The following is a 17,432-nucleotide window of genomic DNA, read 5'->3' on the forward strand; positions in this document are numbered from 1 at the left end:
ACCCGCGCCGGGAACACCGGCGCGGGTGTCTTGCCTTTGCCTGCTGGCCCGTCAGGATGCGCGCGAATACTGCACGTCGCCCAACGGATAGGCGTCGAACAGGCTGGCGATCAGCCGCACCAGCGCATGCGCCTCGGGGCGCAAGGTCAGCGTGGTCGCGCCGACATCCAGCACATCGCCAAACAGGTTCTGCACGAGTTCCAGCGCGGGTGCGATCGCCGACAGGTCATCGTGTCGCAACTGCAACTGCACCGTGTCGATCTTGAACCGGCACATCAGCATCTCGATCACCTCACCGCGCAGCCGGTCCTCGGCACTCAGCCGGTGCCCGCGGCACCCGGCAAGCGTGCCCGCTTCGATCCGTTTGACATAGGCGTTTGTCTGCGGCGCGTTCTGCACATGGCCGCCGCGAAAGCTCGACATCGCCGATGCACCGATCCCGATCAGGGTTGGGCAGTCATCGGTGGTGTAGCCTTGAAAATTCCGCCGCAGCCTTCCGGTTCTGGCCGCCAGGCTCAGGTCATCGTGCCTGCGCGCGAAATGGTCGATGCCGATCTTTTGCATCCCCGCCGCCGTGAAATGATCGGCGGCCATGGTGTTCAAGGCGTGGCGCGCCCGGTCGCCGGGCAGTACGTCCACCGGGATCAGAACCTGTCGCTTGGCCATATGCGGCACATGCGCGTAGCCGAACAGCGCCACGCGGTCGGCGCCCAGCGTATCGACCAGTTCCAGCGTGCGGCGGAACCGCGCGCGTGTCTGGTAGGGCAGGCCATAGACCAAATCGACATTGACCGACCCGATCCCCGCTTGCCTGAGCAGGTCGACGCAAGCGCGCGTCTGGCCAAAGCTTTGGCGGCGGCCGATGGCGTCCTGCACCATGTCGTCGAAATCCTGCACCCCGATGCTGGCGCGGGTCATGCCGGCGGTGCGCAGGGCGACGATCTTGGCGGCGCTAACCAGCGTCGGGTCGATCTCGACCGAAAACTCGAACCTGTCGCTGCGGGCGAACACCCGGTCGATCAGGCCGATCAACCGGTCGATCATCTGCGGCGGCAGGATGGTGGGCGTGCCGCCACCCCAGTGCAGGCGCCCCATCGTCAGCCCTTTGGGCGTGAGCGCCTTGATCTGGTCCAACTCCCGCTCCAGCGTGTCCAGATACCGCTCGACCGGGGCGAGGCTTTGCACCCCTTGCGTGCGGCAGGCGCAGAACCAGCAGAGCCGCTCGCAGAACGGCAGGTGGACATAGACCGATACCGGATCGACGGGATCCAGCGCCTGCAGTTCGCTGGCCTGGAACGACGCACCCACGGCGGGCGAAAAGACCGGCGCGGTAGGGTAGCTGGTGTAGCGGGGCAAGCCGGTGTCGAATAGACCGCGGGCATTCAATGCATCATAGCTCATCATGGGGCGTTTTTGCCGAACGGGGGGCGAGGGGGCCTTGATCCAGATCATCTTGGTCGATCAAAAGTCGCCATGCCGCGCCATCCAGATCGTCGTATTGCCCCTGGCGCAGGGTCCAGACGAAGCCCGCCAGCCCCAGGGCGCCCAATGACAGCGAGGCGGGAATGAGCCAGACTAGGACGTTCATCGCAACGCCCCCCGGCGCGGCGCGATTCGCAGCGCGTTCAGCAGCACCATGATCGACGAGGCGGACATCGCGATGGCGGCCATCAGCGGCGTGGCCAACCCCGCCAGCGCCAGCGGCACGGCGACCGCGTTATAGCCGGCGGCAATGGCGAAGTTCTCGATCACCCTGCGCCGCGCGCTGCGTGCCGTGCCGACAAGGCCGGGCAGGGCGGCAAGGCTGTCGCCCAGCAAGACCACATCCGAAGCGGCGCGCGCGGCATCCGAGGCTTTGGCGGGGGCGGCCGACGCCCAGGCCGCAGCCAGCGCGCCGGTGTCGTTCAGCCCGTCACCCACCATCAGCACGCGCGCGCCGGTTGCGGCCAGCGCATGCAGCCGCGCGATCTTGTCCTGCGGGGACAGATCGCCCATGGCGGTGTCGATGCCCAGATCCGCCGCCACCCCCGCGGTCAGCGCGGCGCTGTCGCCCGACATCACCTGCACCTTGATCCCGGCGGATTTCAGCGCCGCCACTGCCGCGCGCGCGCCCGGGCGCAGGTGGCTGGTCAGGGGCACGAACACCGCCGCGCGGTCCGCGATCCGCAGGTAGGTGCCCGGCAGGTCGCGCGGCGCGGCCCCCGTCCACCGCGCGGAGCCGAGCCGGACGGTGCTGCCGTTCCAGCGCGCCTCGATCCCTTCACCGGGATGTTCGCGAACCTGCGTGATGGTGGCGGTGGTGACATCGGACGGGTCCAGCCCCACCGCGATCACCCGTGCCACGGGATGCGAGGACGCGGCGGCCAGTGCGGCCAGAACCGACAGGTCGCGGGGGGCGATCCCGGCCAGATCGGCAAGCCGCAGCTGGCCGTCGGTCAGGGTTCCGGTCTTGTCGAAGACGACCGTATCGACCTCAGCCAGCCGTTCCAGCGCGGTGCCGTCCTTGACCAGCACGCCGCGCCGGAAAAGGTGGCCCGCCGCCGCCGTGCTGACCGCCGGCACCGCCAGCCCCAAGGCGCAGGGGCAGGTGATGATCAGCACCGCAATCGCGATATTCAGCGAGAGCCGCGCATCGCCACTGGCCAGCAACCAGCCCGCGAAAGCCGCCGCCGCCAGCACATGCACGGCCGGGGCATAGATGCGCGCCGCCCGGTCCGCCAGCGCCGTATAGCGGTTGCTCGCACTTTCCGCGGCGTCGATCATCGTGGCCATGCGGCGCAGCGTCGTTGCCTCGCCCACCGCGGTCGCGCGCAGCGTCAACGCGCCCGAAAGGTTCACCTCGCCGGCGCTCAGCCCGTCGCCGGGGCCGCGCGCCACCGGCAGGCTTTCGCCGGTCAGCAGCGACCGGTCCACGTCCGAGCGCCCTTCGGTCACGGTGCCGTCGACCGGCACGCGGGCGCCGGGGCGCACCAGCACCAGATCGCCCACCGTCACCTCGCGCAGGGGCACCGTCTGTTGCCCCGCTGAGGTCAGCCGCGTGACCCGCGGCACCTCGAGCGCCGACAGATGCGCGGCGGCGGAGCGGGCGGCGGCCCGGCTGCGGTGGTCGAGATAGCGACCCGCCAGCAAAAAGAAGGTGAGCGACAGCGCCGCGTCGAAATAGGCATGCGCGCCGCCGGCCATCGTCTCGGACAGCGACATCGCGGTGGCGAGCGCGATCGCCAGCGAAATCGGAACATCCATGTTCAACCGGCCGGCCCGCAGCGCGGCGTAGGCGTTGAGAAAGAAGGGCTGCGCGGCAAAGGCCACCGTCGGCAGCGCGATCAGCGCCGAGATCCAGTGAAACAATGCGCGCGTCGCATCCTGCGCACCCGACCAGATCGCCACCGACAGCAGCATGACGTTCATCATCGCGAACCCCGCTACCGCCGTGCGCATCAAAAGCGCCCGGCCCGCGTCATCGCGCGCGGCGTTCAACGTGTCGCTGTCAAGCACTTCGGCCACGATTCCGACATCTGCCAGATGGTCGATCAGCTCCTCGGGCGGCAGGTCGCGGACAAGGTCGATCCGCACGCGTTTCTGACCAAGGTTGACGCGTGCGGCGGCTACATCCTCGTGTGCCGACAGGCTGCGCTCGACCGTCGCGATGCAGGCCGCGCAGTGGATCATCGGCAGGAACAGATCGACATGATGATCCGTCATCACCGCCGCCCCATCGACGCGGGGCGCGGGCAGGGCCAGGCAGCCGGGGCAGGCGGCGGGCGCGGGGTATTCGGCCAGTGTCATGCCCCCGGCTCCGCCACGATCAGCGGAATCCGGCGGCGGAACGGCGTACCATCGGCCGCCTGCATGACCAGGCGCAGGTTCCAGTATCCCGGCACCACGTCGGTCGGCGCGACCATCGCCTCGCCGGTCCATGCAAAGCCCGGCGTGCTGTCCTCGCCCACGTGGGTGGCGCGCCCCAGCGTCGCCGAGATCTCGGCCGGGCGCACCGGGCGGCCGTTCTCGTCGGTGACAGCCACCGTCAGACGGCCATCCTCGATCCTGGCCAGCACGGTCCACCCCAGCGCATCCTGCGCGGCGCGCGCGGCGTTGAATTGCTGGCTCGCGACGTAGCTGTTGCGTGTCTCAAGGCCGGGAAAGGTGGCGATGGCCTGCACCGCAAGCGTCAGGTTCACGGCGATGATGACGCCAAAGCCGGCGACGAACATCGCAAACACGTGCCAGCCGGTCAGGCGGCGCTCGGAACTGGGGGTCATGGTGTGGCCTTTCCGTTGAAGGTGGTGGAACTGCTGGCGCGGTCTCCGGTCTCGGTATCCTCGACCCAGAGCCGCAGGGGCGTGCGGTCGCGTGTCGCCGCGGGATCCTGCGGGCGGGCGGTGACATAGACGCGCTGCAACTTTGTGCTGTCGGCGGGCACGTTGACCGAAAGCGTCTCCGAGCCCTGCAGGTCGATGCGCAGCGGCGTGTCGGCGGTCAGCGACATGCGGAAATCGCGATCGTCGCCCGACTTGTTGCGCAGGCGCACGTCATAGATGTTGCGGATGGACCCGTCGCTTTGCGTGACGAACGTGGGGTTGCGCACCGGCGAGACCGTCAGTTCGATATCCGACCGGATGAACAGCGCGAACATCAGCCCAAGCCCGATCGCGCCCCACATCGCGGTATACAGCAGGGTCCGGGGCCGCAGGACGTGCTTCCACACCGGGATCGGCGGCTGCCCCGCGCGTTCGCGCGGCGCGTCCGACAGGGCCAGGTAATCGATCAGACCGCGCGGTTTGCCGATCTTGTCCATCACCTCGTCGCAGGCGTCGATGCACAGCGCGCAGGTGATGCATTCCATCTGCTGTCCGTCGCGGATGTCGATCCCCGCCGGGCAGACGTTGACGCAGGCCATGCAGTCGATGCAATCGCCAAGGTTCGCCGTGGCCGCATCCTTTGGCAGGGCGTTGGCCTGGCCGGTGTCATAGGCGGTCGCGGTGCCTGTGGTTGCGGCCGCGCGCGCGCCCTTGCGGTGCTTGCCGCGCGGTTCGCCGCGCCAGTCGCGATAGGCCACGGTGATCGTGTCCGCATCCATCATTGTCGCCTGGATCCGCGGCCAGGGGCACATGTAGTTGCAGACCTGTTCGCGCATGAAGCCGCCAAAGATGAAGGTCGTCGCCGTCAACACCCCGATCGAGGCATAGGCGACGGAGGCCGCCTGTCCGGTCACCAGATCGACGGCCAGCCTCGGCGCATCCGTGAAGTAGAACACCCAGGCCCCGCCGGTTGCCACCGCGATCAGCAGCCAGACCGCCCACTTGGTGATCCGAAGCCGCCATTTGCGGGCATCCCACGGGGCCTTCCAGAGGCGCAGCCGCGCGTTCCGGTCGCCTTCGATCCACCGCTCGACCAGGATGAACAGGTCGGTCCACACCGTCTGCGGACAGGTATAGCCGCACCAGACCCGGCCCAGTGCCGAGGTGAACAGGAACAGGCCCAGCCCCGCCATGATCAGCAGCCCTGCGATGAAGTAGAATTCATGCGGCCAGATCTCGATCCAGAAAAAGAAGAAGCGGCGCCCGGCAAGATCGGCCAGAACGGCCTGATCGGGCAGGTTCGGCCCCCGGTCCCAGCGCAGCCAGGGCAGCAGGTAGTAGATGCCCAGCGTCACCCCCATGATCCACCACTTGAGACGGCGGAACGGCCCCGTGACCCGGCGCGGAAAGATTGGCTCGCGCGGGGCGAAAAGGGCAGGTGTTTGCGGTGCATCGGTCATCTGCAGTCATGTCCTGTCGGGGGCGTCCCTGCCTCAATGCGGCAGCGATGCTTTGGCTGCCTTGATGCAGATCAACGGGGCGCGGGCCCCGTGCCGAAAGAGCTTGAGAGCCCCCCCTTTCCCCCAAAAGGGAGGGCTCCCTCACGAAACGGCGCAGTCCATGACGGTGCTGCGCCGCTCCGGTCTCAGTTGGCGGGCACGTCCGATGCTTCGGACGCCTCTCCGCCGCCAAGTTGGTGCACATATGCGGCCACCGCCTGAACCTGCGCCTCGCTCAGTCGGGGCGGGCCCCAGGGCGGCATGACGCCAAAGCGCGCGTTGGCGATGGTTGCGGTCAGCGCCTCACGGTCTCCGCCGTAAAGCCAGATCGCATCGGTCAGGTTCGGCGCGCCCATCTCACGCATGCCGGTGCCGGCTTCGCCATGGCAGGCGCTGCACTGATCGGCAAAGATCTCCGCGCCCTGCGCGGCCTGCGCGGTCTCATGCGGCCGATCCGACAGCGACACCACGTATTCGACGGTCTGGGCGATCTCGTCGGGCGTCAGCAGGTCGCGGTAGGCGGGCATCTGCGACCAGCGGGCATCCGGGTCCTGTTCGTTGCGGATGCCGTGGCGCACGGTATAGGCGATCTGCTCGACCGTGCCGCCCCAAAGCCAGTCGTCATCCAGCAGGTTCGGGTATCCCCTGGCGCCCGCCGCGCCGGAGCCGTGGCATTGCGAACAGTTGGTGCGGAACACCGCCGCGCCCGACGACACGGCATAGCGGTGCAGCGGATCGTCCGGCTCCAGCGCGGTCAGGTCGGCGCGGGCGAGTTGCGCCGACAATTCCGCGGTCGCGTCCTCGAAGGCGGCGATGTCCGCGGCCACCTCCGCGCGGGTGGAATACCCCAGAATCCCCGTCGTCGCCCGGTCGATCATCGGCCAGGCGGGGTAGGCCACGGTATAGGCGATGCCCCAGATCACGGTGGCGTAGAACGTCCAGAGCCACCAGCGCGGCAAGGGGCTGTTGAGTTCTTCGATCCCGTCCCAGCTGTGGCCGGTGGTCTCGATCCCGGTGACGTCATCCACAGGGGGCTTGGCGGGCTTCGGATCGTTCGGATCGGCGGTCATTTCGGCTCTCCACTTGTGGGGGCGTCGTCGTTGCGAAAGGGGATCTGCGCGGTGTCCGCGTGGGTGCTGCGGCTGCCGGGGCGAAAGGCCCAGACGATGACGCCCAGGAAAAACACCGTCATCGCCAGCAAGACCCAGCTGTCGGCGATCTGGCGCAAAAGGGAGTAGGTATCCATGGTCGTCGCTCCTTTAGCGGCTGGCGTCGGGCGTGAAGGTCGAGAAATCGACCAGCGTGCCCAGCATTTGCAGGTAGGCCACCATCGCATCCATTTCCGAGATCCCCTCCAGCCCGTCGAAATTGCGCACCTGCGCGCCCGGATAGCGCTCCAGCAGACCGTCGAAATCGCCATCGGGATCGGCCTGCGCGTTGAAATCGGCGCGCGCGGTCTCGATCATCTCGTCGGTATAGGGAACGCCCACTGCGCGGTGCGCGGCCAGCAGGTCGCCTATGTATTCCGCGTCGATCTGCGTGTTGGCCAGAAACGCATAGCCCGGCATGATGGATTCCGGCACCACCGACTGCGGATCGATCAGGTGATCCACATGCCAGGCGTCCGAATATCGCCCGCCCACGCGGGCCAGATCCGGCCCCGTGCGTTTGGACCCCCACTGGAACGGGTGGTCGTACATGGATTCGGCAGCCAGCGAATAATGGCCATAGCGGTCCACCTCGTCGCGCATCGGCCGGATCATCTGGCTATGGCAGGTATAGCAGCCCTCGCGCACGTAGATCTCGCGGCCGGTCAGTTCGAGCGGCGAATAGGGGCGCATGCCGTCCACCTCCTCGATCGTGTTCTCCAGGTAGAACAGCGGCGCGATTTCCACGATGCCGCCCACGGTGACGACAAGCAGCGACAAGACCAGAAGCAGCGTCGCGTTGCGCTCGATCTTGGCATGGCGTTTGAGGACTGCGGCGGTGGTTTTCGACATATTGGCCATGACGGTCCCTTTCATTCAGCAACGACGGAGGCGGCGGGCACAGGGGCGGTGACGCGTACCCCGCCACGGATGGTCATCCACATGTTCCAGGCCATGATCACCCCGCCCGTCAGGTACAGGACCCCGCCCAGACCGCGCACGATATACATCGGGAACTTGGCGCTGACGGTGTCGGCAAAGGCATTCACCAGGAACCCCTGATCATCGACCTCGCGCCACATCAGCCCCTCCATGATGCCGGTGACCCACATCGACGCGGCGTAGAGGATGATGCCAATCGTGGCCAACCAGAAGTGCCAGTTGATCGCCGCCATCGAATGCATCTGCGCGCGGCCCCAAAGCCGGGGTGTCAGGAAATACAGCGCGGCAAAGGTGATCATGCCGTTCCACCCCAGCGCACCGGAATGCACGTGGCCGATTGTCCAGTCGGTGTAATGCGACAGCGAATTGACCGCGCGGATCGACATCATCGGCCCCTCGAAGGTGGACATGCCGTAGAAGGCCAGCGAAATCACCATCATGCGGATGATCGGATCGGTGCGCAGCTTGTCCCACGCGCCCTGCAGCGTCATCAGGCCGTTGATCATGCCGCCCCAGCTTGGCATCCACAGGATGATTGAAAACACCATGCCCAGGGTCGAGGCCCAGTCGGGGAGCGCGGTATAGTGCAGATGGTGCGGACCGGCCCAGATATACAAGAAAATCAGCGCCCAGAAGTGGATGATGCTGAGCTTGTAGGAATAGATCGGGCGGCCCGCCTGCTTGGGCACGAAATAATACATCATGCCCAGAAACCCCGCGGTCAGGAAAAAGCCGACGGCGTTGTGGCCGTACCACCACTGCGTCATCGCATCCTGCACGCCCGCGAAAAGCTGGACGGAACGCGAGCCGAAAATGCTGACCGGCAGGCTGAGGTTGTTGATCACGTGCAGCATCGCGACGGTCACGATGAACGACAGCAGGAACCAGTTGGCGACATAGATATGCCGCTCGCGCCGCTTGATCAGCGTGCCCATGAACACCGCCAGGAACGCGACCCACACCAGCGTCAGCCAGATGTCGACGTACCATTCCGGCTCGGCGTATTCCTTGGACTGCGTGGCGCCCAACAGATAGCCGGTGGCGGCCAGCACGATGAACAGGTTGTAGCCCCAGAACACGAACCACGCGAGGTTGCCGCCCCAAAGCCGCGCGGCGCAGGTGCGCTGCACGATATAAAAGCTCGACATGATGAGCGCGTTGCCGCCAAAGGCGAAGATGACGGCCGAGGTATGCAGCGGGCGCAGGCGGCCAAAGTTGCCGTAGGGCTGCGCCCAGTCGAAGTTGAGCGCGGGAAAGGCAAGCTGAAACGCGATGTAGGTGCCCACGAGAAAACCCACGACGCCCCAGAACCCGGTGGCGATCACGCCCGCGCGCACCACGTCGTCCATGTAGCCGGTGGCGGTGACCTGCGGCACGGGTTCGTCCGTCTGCCGCAGCACCCAGATGAACAGGCCCGCCGCGATCAGCATGATCAGCACGGCGTGCACCTGGTAGGCCAGATCGCGCGCCCAGTTGGCGCCGATCGCCGCGGCCAGGGCAATCAGCGCCAGTGCAATCAGCTTGATATAGTTTTGCATGTCCCACGTCCCTTTTTCTTTTCGCGGCTCGGAACCGTCATCCGCCACAGGTAGGGGAGGCCCGCGGCGCGCTCCTTGATCTGGGTCAAGCGCCTCGGGGAAATCGCCTGACATGGGTCAAGGCGGACGGGCAAGCGTCGGGTATTTCCTCGGAGGATCAGGCGATTGCGCCGACAACAGGGAGGGGCGCCATGACGTTCGGCACGATCGGGACACTGTTGCACGATCCCAGCCGCGCCGCGTCGCAGGCGGATGCGGTCATCGAAACCGCGCGCCGTCTGGGGGCGGGGCTGCGCATCGTCGCGCTTGAGGTTTTCGCGTCGGACCCAGGCTTTGCCTTTGCCGGGCTGGGACAGGCCAACAGGCCCGATGACGCACCCGCCGACAGCAGCGCCTGCGACAGCATTCGCCATGCGGTCGAACCGCGCCTGGTGTCCGGCGGCATGGCGGCAAGCGCAAGCGTGCATTGCGTTCGCACGTCGCAGGTGGCGCTGTCACAGGTGGTGCAGGAACAGATGCGCTTTTGCGATCTCGTGGTGCAGGACCGCCCCTTTGGGCTGACCCGGCTCGAGATCGAGGCGGTGACCGCCCAGACCACGCTTTTCACGTTGCGCCTGCCGTTGCTGATACTGCCCCACAGCCTGCCGTTGGCACATGCGGATGCAAAGGTCATGCTGGCCTGGGACGACAGTGCCGCCGCGCTGAATGCCGTGCGCGTCGCGCTGCCGCTGCTGCAACGCGCGGTGGCGGTCCATATCGCCATGATCGACCCGCCGCGCAACGCCGTCGACCGGTCCGATCCGGGCGGCAAGCTGGTGCGGTTTCTGGCCGAACACGACGTGACCTGCGATGTCATGGTCATGGGGCGCGAGCAGCCCAACACCGGGCAGGAATTGCTGCGCCGGGCGCGGGATGCGAAATGCGATCTTCTGGTGATGGGGGCCTATGGCCACAGCCGCCTGCGACAGGCCGTCTTTGGCGGCACGACGCGCTATGTCCTGTCCCACGCCGACATGCCGGTCCTGATGGCCCACTGACCCCGGACCCGACCCGCACCTGTCAGAGCAGCGCCGTTCCGTCGGCATCGTCGCCAGTCTCGAGCATCAGGGCGGCGAGGTCGGGCACCGCCACCCCGCGATTGCCCGCCATCGTGATCAGGCCCTCGCGTTTGAGCGCCGTCATCTGTCGGCTGACGGTCTCGATCGTCAGGCCGAGATAATTCGCCATGGTTTCGCGCGAAATCGGCAGCTCGAACGACATGCCGTCCGACAGCGGATGCTGCACAAGGGCGGCATTTCGCCGTGCGATCAGGGCCAGCAGGCTGGTGATCTTCTCGCGCGCGGTCTTGCGCCCCAGCAGCATCATCCATTCGCGCGCCACGTCCAGTTCATCCAGCGACATCTCAAGCAGGCGCTGGCCGATGTGCGGGGTGGTGGCGATCAGTTGCTCGAACGGATGGCGGCGAAAGCAGCACAGGGTGACGTCGCTGGTCGCGGTCACGTCGTAGCTGACGATCTCGCGGCCCGGACGGCCGATGAAATCCGACGGAAGCAGCAGGCCGACCATCTGGATCCGGCCATCGGGCAGGGTCTGCGTCATCGTGGCCACGCCCGACACGACCGAAGCCACGAATTGCAGCGGATCGCCGGAAAAGAGAATGGGCTGACCCGCATCGAAACTGCGGTAATACTTGATGTTCTCCAACAGCCCAAGTTCGTCCGCATCACATTTTGAGCAGACCGCCCGGTACTTGATCGGGCAGTCAGAGCAGCTTTGAAACCCGTGTCGCGACTGAATTTTTGTCATATCGATAAACCAATGCCGGAGAGGTCATTGGTACCATCCCATCCCGAATCTATCCAGCCCCTTGCGCAGCGCCTTGGCCGGTTTCGGCTGGCGCACCGGATGCGGTGTCAGCAATCAGGGCCTGACGCAGGTCCGCGACTTGCGCCCGCACCGTCTCGGCTGCGGTCTCGCGCACCGGGCCATATCCGCGGATGTCCATCGGGGCGCGCAGAATCGCCAGGATGTCGTCGGCGCGGGACGGATCATACAGCGACGGCACCTCTGCCAGAAGCGTTTCGTACCAATCCAGCAGCGCCAGGTCGAGCGTGCGGTCGGCGCTGCGCGCAAAGGGGTCGGCCCATGTGCCGCGCACGCCCCTGAGCCGCGCCAGGACACCGAACGCCGCCCCCATCCACGCCCCGAAGCGGCGTTTGTTGGGCCGCCCGCGCGCATCGCGCCCCAGCGGCAGAAGCGGTGGCGCCAGGTGATAGTTCAGCTTGAAATCGCCCTCGAAATCCTCCGCGAGCCGCGCGTGGAATTTTGGGTCCCGGTGCAAGCGAGCGACCTCGTATTCATCCTTGAACGCCATCAGCTTGAACAGGGATTTGGCCGCCGCGCGGATCAATGCGTCACCCGCGTCGTCGGGCAGGGACGTCTTGAGCGTGGCGATCGTGGCGCGAAAGCGCGCCGCATACGCGTCGTCGCGCGATTGGGCCAGAACATCCGCGCGCCGGTCGATCAGGTCCGCGAGCGTCTGATCCCTGGGGGCGTCCGGGGCCACGGCGGTGCGCAGCGCTTCGGGGTCGGCGGCCATGATCCGGCCATAGGAAAACGCCATCTGGTTGCGCTCCACCGCGACGCCGTTCAGCACCAGCGCCTGGTGCAGCGCCTCGAGGCTGACCGGGACGAGGCCCTTCTGCCAGGCAAAGCCCATCATCATCACATTGGCGAAAACGCTGTCGCCCAGCAACGCCTCGGCCATCTTGTTGGCGTCGAAGGCATGCAGGTTGTCAGCCCCCACGGCCTGCGCGATCACCGTCTCGCGGTCGTCCATGCGCAGGTCGGCATCGCGGTTCAGCACCAGATCGCCGGTCGGCATTTCGGCACGGTTGATCACCATGCGCGTACCCCGCCGGTAATGTGCCGACGCCTTGGGCGAGGACGACACAACCATGTCGCAGCCGATCACCGCATCGGCGCCGGCCTCGTCGATGCGCACCTGGTGCACGTCGCCGGGCGTCGCGGCCAGCCGCACATAGCCCAGCACGGTGCCGAATTTCTGTGCGAACCCGGTGAAGTCCAGCACGCTCGACCCGCGCCCTTCGAGATGTGCGGCCATCGAGATCACGGCCCCCACGGTAATCACGCCCGTGCCGCCGACGCCCGTGACCAGCAGGTCATAGGGCTTGGCAAGGTCGGGCAGGTCGGGCCGGGGCAGATCGGCGGTAAGGGCCGCGACATCGAACCCGGCCCCCTGCTTGCGGCGCCGCGTGGCGCCCTCGACGGTGACGAAGCTGGGGCAAAATCCGTTCAGGCACGAAAAATCCTTGTTGCAGCTCGACTGGTTGATCTGCCGCTTTGTGCCAAATTCGGTCTCCTTCGGTTCCACGCTCAGACAGTTGCTTTCGACCGAGCAATCGCCGCAGCCCTCGCAGACGAGATCGTTGATCACGACGAACCGCTTCGGGTCGGGTATCTCGCCGCGTTTGCGGCGGCGGCGTTTTTCCGTGGCGCAGGTCTGCTCGTAGATCAGGACCGTGACGCCCGGAATGTCGCGCAGTTCGCGTTGCACGGTGTCCAGCGCCGCGCGGTCGTCGAAGGTGGTGCCGGCGGGGAAATCGCCATGCGCGAACTTGCCGATGTCATCCGACACCAGCGCGATCCGCTCCACCCCTTCGGCGCGGCAGGCCTGCGCGATGGCCGCCGCGCTGACGGGCCCGTCGACGGGTTGCCCGCCGGTCATCGCCACCGCGTCGTTATACAGGATCTTGTAGGTGATGTTGGTGCGCGCCGCGACCGCCTGCCGGATGGCCAGCGCGCCGGAATGATACCAGGTGCCTTCGCCGAGGTTCTGAAAGATGTGCTTGCCGCCGTTGAACATCGACGTGGCGATCCACGGCACGCCCTCGCCGCCCATTTGCGCATAGCCCACGGTGTTGCGGTTCATCCAGCTTGCCATCACGTGACAGCCGATTCCGCTGGCGGCCCTTGACCCGTCGGGCACCTTGGTCGAGGTGTTGTGCGGGCAGCCCGAACAGAAATAGGGCGTGCGCGTGGCCCCTTCTACGCGCAAAAGCTGCGGCACGGTGTCGGTCAGCGCGCGGGCCTTTTCGACGAAGTTTTCATCGGGGAAAAACGCGTTCAGGCGCGCGGCGACGATGGGCAGCAGGCGGCGCGGGGACAATTCGCCCGTCCAGGGCACCAGTTCGTTCATGTTCTCGTCGTGTTTGCCGACCATCCGTTCCGGCTTGCGGCCCGGCCAGTCATAGAAATGTTCCTTGAACTGGCTTTCGATGATGCCGCGTTTTTCCTCGATCACCAGCACTTCGCGCTTGCCGGTGACAAAGTTCAACGCGTCGCGGTGGCCCAGCGGCCAGACCATGCCGACCTTGTAGATGTCGATGCCAAGGCGGCGGCAGGCGGCCTCGTCCACGCCCAGCAGGCGCAGCGTCTCCATCAGGTCCAGATGCCCCTTGCCGGTGCTGACAAAGCCGAACTTGGCGGTCTCGATGCCATAGACCGCGTGGTCGATCGGGTTCGCCTCGACAAAGGCCTCGACCGCTTTCAGCTTGGCCTTGATCCGGGTCTCGATCTCGGGCGAGGGCAGATCGGCCTCGCGGACATGCAGGCCACCGGGCGGGGCGGTGAAATCGGGCTGCACGAAGCTGCGGTCATCGTGCAACTCGACCGACCGGCCGCTTTCCACAGTCTCGGAAATCGCCTTGAACCCGACCCATGTGCCGGAGAACCGCGACAGCGCGATGCCATATTCGCCATAGGCCTGGTATTCCGCGACCGACGCAGGGTTCAGCGTCGGCATGAACCACGACATGAAGGCGACGTCGGACTGGTGCGGCATCGACGAGCTGACGCAGCCATGATCGTCGCCCGCAACCACCAGAACACCACCCCGGGGTGCGGAGCCATAGGCATTGCCGTGCTTGAACGCATCACCCGACCGGTCCACGCCCGGCCCCTTGCCGTACCACATGGAAAATACGCCCTCGACCTCGCACTGCGGATCGAGGCTGGCCTGCTGCGCGCCCAGGACGGCGGTCGCGCCGAGGTCTTCGTTCACCGCCGGCAGAAAGGAGATTTTCGCCTCCCGCAGCAGTTTCTCGCTGCGCCACATCTCCTGATCGACGCCGCCCAGAGGGCTGCCGCGGTAGCCCGATACGAAACCGGCGGTGTTCATCCCTGCCGCCCGGTCGCGCCGCGCCTGGTCCAGCATGATCCGGACCAGGGCTTGCGTGCCGGTCATGAACACCCGGCCGCCTGTCCGGGTATAGCGGTCTTGCAGGGCGTAGGTGTCAAAGCGGCGGGCGTGCTGGGTCATGGCGGGTCCTTTGGCGCTAGGTGTCGCAGGGAACACTAGCTTGAATGCAGCGGCAAGGCTTGGTCTGTATTGCGGCCTTGGTGAAAATACAGATCAAATAATTCCGCAAAATTCACTTATCAGGAAGAAAATCCCAATCCGGCCAGTTGTGCAAGCCACAAGACTGCGAAGCTGGCGCAGAGCCAGGGACCGAACGCGATGCGCCGCGCGGTGTCGCGCCGTGTGACCAGCGCAAACACCAGCGCGGGCAGCGCAGCGCCCAGAACGACCAGCGGCAAGGCGGCCCAACCCAGCCACGCCCCCGCCGCAGCCAGCAGCTTGGCATCGCCCAGACCCAGCCCGTCGATCCCGCGCCGCCGGAAATACGCCCATCCGATCGCCGCAAAGCTGCCGTAGCCCACAACCGCTCCGACCACGGCGCCGACCGGAAAGCCCCCCGCCTGCCACCCCGCCGCGATCAGCCCCAGCGCGATCAGCGGCAGCGTCAGCGCGTCGGGTAGCCTGAAGTCGCGCAGGTCATGCCAACACAGCGCAGCCAACGCGCCGAACAGCACGACGGAAAGCGCCATCGCGGGGCCGACTGGCAGCGTCGCGGCGAGCGCGGCAGGATCGGTCAGCATCGGCGGTTCGCCCTCGATTGGAAAAAAGATCGGATAATCGTATCCGGCGGTGAAACTTCTCGGTGCCCGCTGCCGTGAGTGTCAATAGCTTCTTCAAAGAAGGGGCTGTGGGGGTGCGGGTGTTGCGCCGTCGCGATAACTATTATGGAGGTTACTTTATGACACCTGTCAAACGACAGATCGGCCTGGGCGTTCTTGCATCGCTGCTGGCCGCAACGGCGCCTGCCGCCTGGGCGTCTTCGCACCGCGAGGCACCGGGCATCACCAAAACCCCCAAGGTCGATGCAACCGACTTTTACATGTTCAAGAGCTACGAGGCCGGTCGCGGCGACTATGTGACCTTCATCGCGAACTACCAGCCGGTGCAGGCGCCCTATGGCGGCCCGAACTACTTCACGATGGATGCGGATGCGATTTACGAAATCCACATCGACAATGATGGCGACGCCATCGAGGACATCACCTACCAGTTCGATTTCGCCAACACGCTGTCGAATGACGGCAAGGGCATCACGCTCCAGATCGGCGATGAGACCGTGGCCATCCCGCTGCGCCAGGCCGGTGCGATTTCCGCCGGCGACAGTTCGTTGCTCAACGAGACGGAAACCTACACCCTGACCCAGATCGACGGCGACCGCCGGTCGGGCACACGTGCGCCCATCACCCAGAACGGCGGTGGGGCGACCTTTGTCAAGCCGGTGGACAATATCGGCACCAAGACGCTGGCCAACTACGACGCCTACGCCAATCAGTACATCTATCCGATCGCGATCCCCAACTGCGGCACGGGCCGCGTGTTCGTGGGTCAGCGCAAGGATGCCTTTGCCGTGAACCTGGGCCCGATTTTCGATCTGGTGAATTTCGTGCCGCTCGAAGGGTCGATCGATCAGGATCCGGCGAACGACGATCTGGCCGATGCGAATGTGACATCGCTGGCCATCGAAGTGCCCGTCGAGTGCGTGATCGGCAACGGCAACGGCGTCATCGGCGCCTGGACAACCGCCAGCCTGCCCCAGGCGCAGCTTGAGGATCCGCTGCCCAGCTACGAGCATACCTCGGTCTACGGCGGGGCCTATGTGCAGCAATCGCGCCTGTCCAACCCGCTGGTGAACGAAGTCGTCATCGGTCTGCCCGACAAGGACCTGTTCAATGCCGCGGAGCCGACGCAGGACAGCGCGCTGGCCACTTACGTGACCAACCCGACGCTGCCTGCGCTGCTCGAAGTGCTCTTTGGCGTTTCGGCACCGACCAACCTGCCGCGGACCGACCTCGTGACCGCGTTCCTGACGGGCTTTCCGGGGCTGAACCAGCAGGCGACCGTGACCGCCTCTGAAATGATGCGTCTCAACACCGCCGTTGCCGCAACTCCGGCGGCAAGCCAAAGCAACTTCGGCGTGGTGGGTGAAGACCTCGCAGGCTTCCCCAACGGTCGTCGCCCCGGTGACGACGTTGTCGACATCGCGCTGCGCGTGGTCATGGGCGCCCTGTGCCATCCCGTTCCGCTTGGGGCCGAACTTGGCGTTGAAGGGGCCGAGGAAGACACCGAAAGCGATTTGATCAACCTTGGCTTGTGCTCCGAGGAAGACGCGCCCAGCGGTGATCTGCCCTATACCGATGGCGCACCCGTGTCGGCGGCAAGCGTTCCCGCCGTGTTCCCCTATCTCGCATCGCCGCTGCCCGGCGCGACAAGCAACTAAGGAGCGATCATGACACGTATCAAACTCATCTCGATCCTTGGGGCCGGCGCGGTGGTCCTCGCGGCCTGCGGCGGCGGGTCCGGTGTCCTGAGCGGCGTCGCCGCCTTGGGCGCGGGGTTCGCCAACGCCTTTGGCACCAGCGCCAACGGCGCACCGCTGAGCGACGTGGACAGCGCGGGTCTGACGGTGGACCCCACGGCGGAGCCCTTCGACGTCTGATGCCACCCGACGGTCCGGGCCGGTGGTGCCATCCGGCACACCCGGCCCGGAGCTTCATAAATAACGACGGCGCGCCCCTTCGGTGGCGCGCTTTTTTCATGCCGCCGAAGGGATGGTTATCCGGCGCGCC

At 66.2% G+C, this 17,432-nt stretch carries 15 protein-coding genes; 3 read left to right on the forward strand and 12 right to left on the reverse strand.

Annotation, left to right across the window (positions count from 1 at the left end; all coding sequences use genetic code 11):
- Positions 1-51: 51 nt before the first annotated feature.
- The 9 genes from hemN to ccoN form a co-directional block, all read right to left on the reverse strand.
- Positions 52-1,404 carry an oxygen-independent coproporphyrinogen III oxidase gene (hemN, locus tag FDT80_RS13580; RefSeq protein WP_138662845.1) on the reverse strand — a complete coding sequence of 451 codons (1,353 nt, stop codon included), beginning with the start codon at positions 1,402-1,404 and terminating at the stop codon, positions 52-54.
- Positions 1,391-1,588: a cbb3-type cytochrome oxidase assembly protein CcoS gene (ccoS, locus tag FDT80_RS13585; protein ID WP_138662846.1), complete on the reverse strand. Its 198-nt coding sequence runs from the start codon at positions 1,586-1,588 to the stop codon at positions 1,391-1,393. The genes hemN and ccoS overlap by 14 nt, the downstream gene beginning before the upstream one ends.
- Complete coding sequence (locus FDT80_RS13590; protein ID WP_138662847.1) at positions 1,585-3,786, reverse strand: heavy metal translocating P-type ATPase; 2,202 nt, start codon at positions 3,784-3,786, stop codon at positions 1,585-1,587. Before FDT80_RS13590 ends, ccoS begins: the two co-directional genes overlap by 4 nt.
- Positions 3,783-4,259, reverse strand: coding sequence for a FixH family protein (locus FDT80_RS13595; RefSeq protein WP_138662848.1), 477 nt, complete (start codon positions 4,257-4,259; stop codon positions 3,783-3,785). Before FDT80_RS13595 ends, FDT80_RS13590 begins: the two co-directional genes overlap by 4 nt.
- Entirely contained in the window at positions 4,256-5,758 is a 1,503-nt protein-coding gene (gene ccoG, locus FDT80_RS13600; RefSeq protein ID WP_138662849.1) for a cytochrome c oxidase accessory protein CcoG, read from the reverse strand. The genes FDT80_RS13595 and ccoG overlap by 4 nt, the downstream gene beginning before the upstream one ends.
- 185 nt (positions 5,759-5,943) lie before the next feature.
- On the reverse strand, positions 5,944-6,867 hold the full coding sequence (gene ccoP, locus FDT80_RS13605) for a cytochrome-c oxidase, cbb3-type subunit III (protein WP_138662850.1): 924 nt from the start codon (positions 6,865-6,867) through the stop codon (positions 5,944-5,946).
- Entirely contained in the window at positions 6,864-7,043 is a 180-nt protein-coding gene (locus FDT80_RS13610) for a cbb3-type cytochrome c oxidase subunit 3 (RefSeq protein WP_138662851.1), read from the reverse strand. The genes ccoP and FDT80_RS13610 overlap by 4 nt, the downstream gene beginning before the upstream one ends.
- Before the next feature lie 13 nt (positions 7,044-7,056).
- Complete coding sequence (gene ccoO / locus FDT80_RS13615) at positions 7,057-7,797, reverse strand: cytochrome-c oxidase, cbb3-type subunit II (protein ID WP_138662980.1); 741 nt, start codon at positions 7,795-7,797, stop codon at positions 7,057-7,059.
- Between the two features lie 20 nt (positions 7,798-7,817).
- Positions 7,818-9,425, reverse strand: a complete 1,608-nt coding sequence (gene ccoN / locus FDT80_RS13620) for a cytochrome-c oxidase, cbb3-type subunit I (RefSeq protein WP_138662852.1) — start codon at positions 9,423-9,425, stop codon at positions 7,818-7,820.
- A 191-nt stretch (positions 9,426-9,616) separates the two neighbouring features.
- Between ccoN and FDT80_RS13625 the strand changes: the two genes are divergently transcribed.
- Positions 9,617-10,462, forward strand: a complete 846-nt coding sequence (locus tag FDT80_RS13625) for a universal stress protein (protein WP_138662853.1) — start codon at positions 9,617-9,619, stop codon at positions 10,460-10,462.
- Positions 10,463-10,484: 22 nt separating this feature from the next.
- Here the strand turns inward: FDT80_RS13625 and fnrL are convergent, their stop codons facing one another.
- The 3 genes from fnrL to FDT80_RS13640 form a co-directional block, all read right to left on the reverse strand.
- Complete coding sequence (gene fnrL, locus FDT80_RS13630) at positions 10,485-11,231, reverse strand: transcriptional regulator FnrL (protein WP_138662854.1); 747 nt, start codon at positions 11,229-11,231, stop codon at positions 10,485-10,487.
- A 49-nt stretch (positions 11,232-11,280) separates the two neighbouring features.
- Positions 11,281-14,766, reverse strand: a complete 3,486-nt coding sequence (locus FDT80_RS13635; RefSeq protein ID WP_138662855.1) for an indolepyruvate ferredoxin oxidoreductase family protein — start codon at positions 14,764-14,766, stop codon at positions 11,281-11,283.
- A gap of 119 nt (positions 14,767-14,885) precedes the next feature.
- The gene (locus tag FDT80_RS13640; RefSeq protein WP_138662856.1) at positions 14,886-15,386 is read right to left on the reverse strand and encodes a prepilin peptidase; all 501 of its coding nucleotides are present in this window, start codon (positions 15,384-15,386) and stop codon (positions 14,886-14,888) included.
- 158 nt (positions 15,387-15,544) lie between these two features.
- Between FDT80_RS13640 and FDT80_RS13645 the strand changes: the two genes are divergently transcribed.
- Positions 15,545-17,083, forward strand: a complete 1,539-nt coding sequence (locus FDT80_RS13645) for a DUF4331 domain-containing protein (protein ID WP_138662857.1) — start codon at positions 15,545-15,547, stop codon at positions 17,081-17,083.
- Positions 17,084-17,092: 9 nt separating this feature from the next.
- Positions 17,093-17,302 carry a hypothetical protein gene (locus FDT80_RS13650; protein ID WP_138662858.1) on the forward strand — a complete coding sequence of 70 codons (210 nt, stop codon included), beginning with the start codon at positions 17,093-17,095 and terminating at the stop codon, positions 17,300-17,302.
- The last annotated feature ends 130 nt before the right edge of the window (positions 17,303-17,432 follow it).

This window comes from Sulfitobacter sabulilitoris (assembly GCF_005887615.1).
GTDB lineage: Bacteria > Pseudomonadota > Alphaproteobacteria > Rhodobacterales > Rhodobacteraceae > Sulfitobacter_E > Sulfitobacter_E sabulilitoris.

Coding starts and splice junctions, on each gene's coding strand:
- FDT80_RS13640 (WP_138662856.1), bottom strand. CDS start 15,386: ATGCTGACCGATCCTGCCGCGCTCGCCGCGACGCTGCCAGTCGGCCCC.
- ccoS (WP_138662846.1), bottom strand. CDS start 1,588: ATGAACGTCCTAGTCTGGCTCATTCCCGCCTCGCTGTCATTGGGCGCC.
- ccoP (WP_138662850.1), bottom strand. CDS start 6,867: ATGACCGCCGATCCGAACGATCCGAAGCCCGCCAAGCCCCCTGTGGAT.
- FDT80_RS13595 (WP_138662848.1), bottom strand. CDS start 4,259: ATGACCCCCAGTTCCGAGCGCCGCCTGACCGGCTGGCACGTGTTTGCG.
- fnrL (WP_138662854.1), bottom strand. CDS start 11,231: ATGACAAAAATTCAGTCGCGACACGGGTTTCAAAGCTGCTCTGACTGC.
- FDT80_RS13590 (WP_138662847.1), bottom strand. CDS start 3,786: ATGACACTGGCCGAATACCCCGCGCCCGCCGCCTGCCCCGGCTGCCTG.
- FDT80_RS13645 (WP_138662857.1), top strand. CDS start 15,545: ATGACACCTGTCAAACGACAGATCGGCCTGGGCGTTCTTGCATCGCTG.
- ccoG (WP_138662849.1), bottom strand. CDS start 5,758: ATGACCGATGCACCGCAAACACCTGCCCTTTTCGCCCCGCGCGAGCCA.
- FDT80_RS13625 (WP_138662853.1), top strand. CDS start 9,617: ATGACGTTCGGCACGATCGGGACACTGTTGCACGATCCCAGCCGCGCC.
- ccoO (WP_138662980.1), bottom strand. CDS start 7,797: ATGTCGAAAACCACCGCCGCAGTCCTCAAACGCCATGCCAAGATCGAG.
- FDT80_RS13610 (WP_138662851.1), bottom strand. CDS start 7,043: ATGGATACCTACTCCCTTTTGCGCCAGATCGCCGACAGCTGGGTCTTG.
- hemN (WP_138662845.1), bottom strand. CDS start 1,404: ATGATGAGCTATGATGCATTGAATGCCCGCGGTCTATTCGACACCGGC.
- FDT80_RS13635 (WP_138662855.1), bottom strand. CDS start 14,766: ATGACCCAGCACGCCCGCCGCTTTGACACCTACGCCCTGCAAGACCGC.
- FDT80_RS13650 (WP_138662858.1), top strand. CDS start 17,093: ATGACACGTATCAAACTCATCTCGATCCTTGGGGCCGGCGCGGTGGTC.
- ccoN (WP_138662852.1), bottom strand. CDS start 9,425: ATGCAAAACTATATCAAGCTGATTGCACTGGCGCTGATTGCCCTGGCC.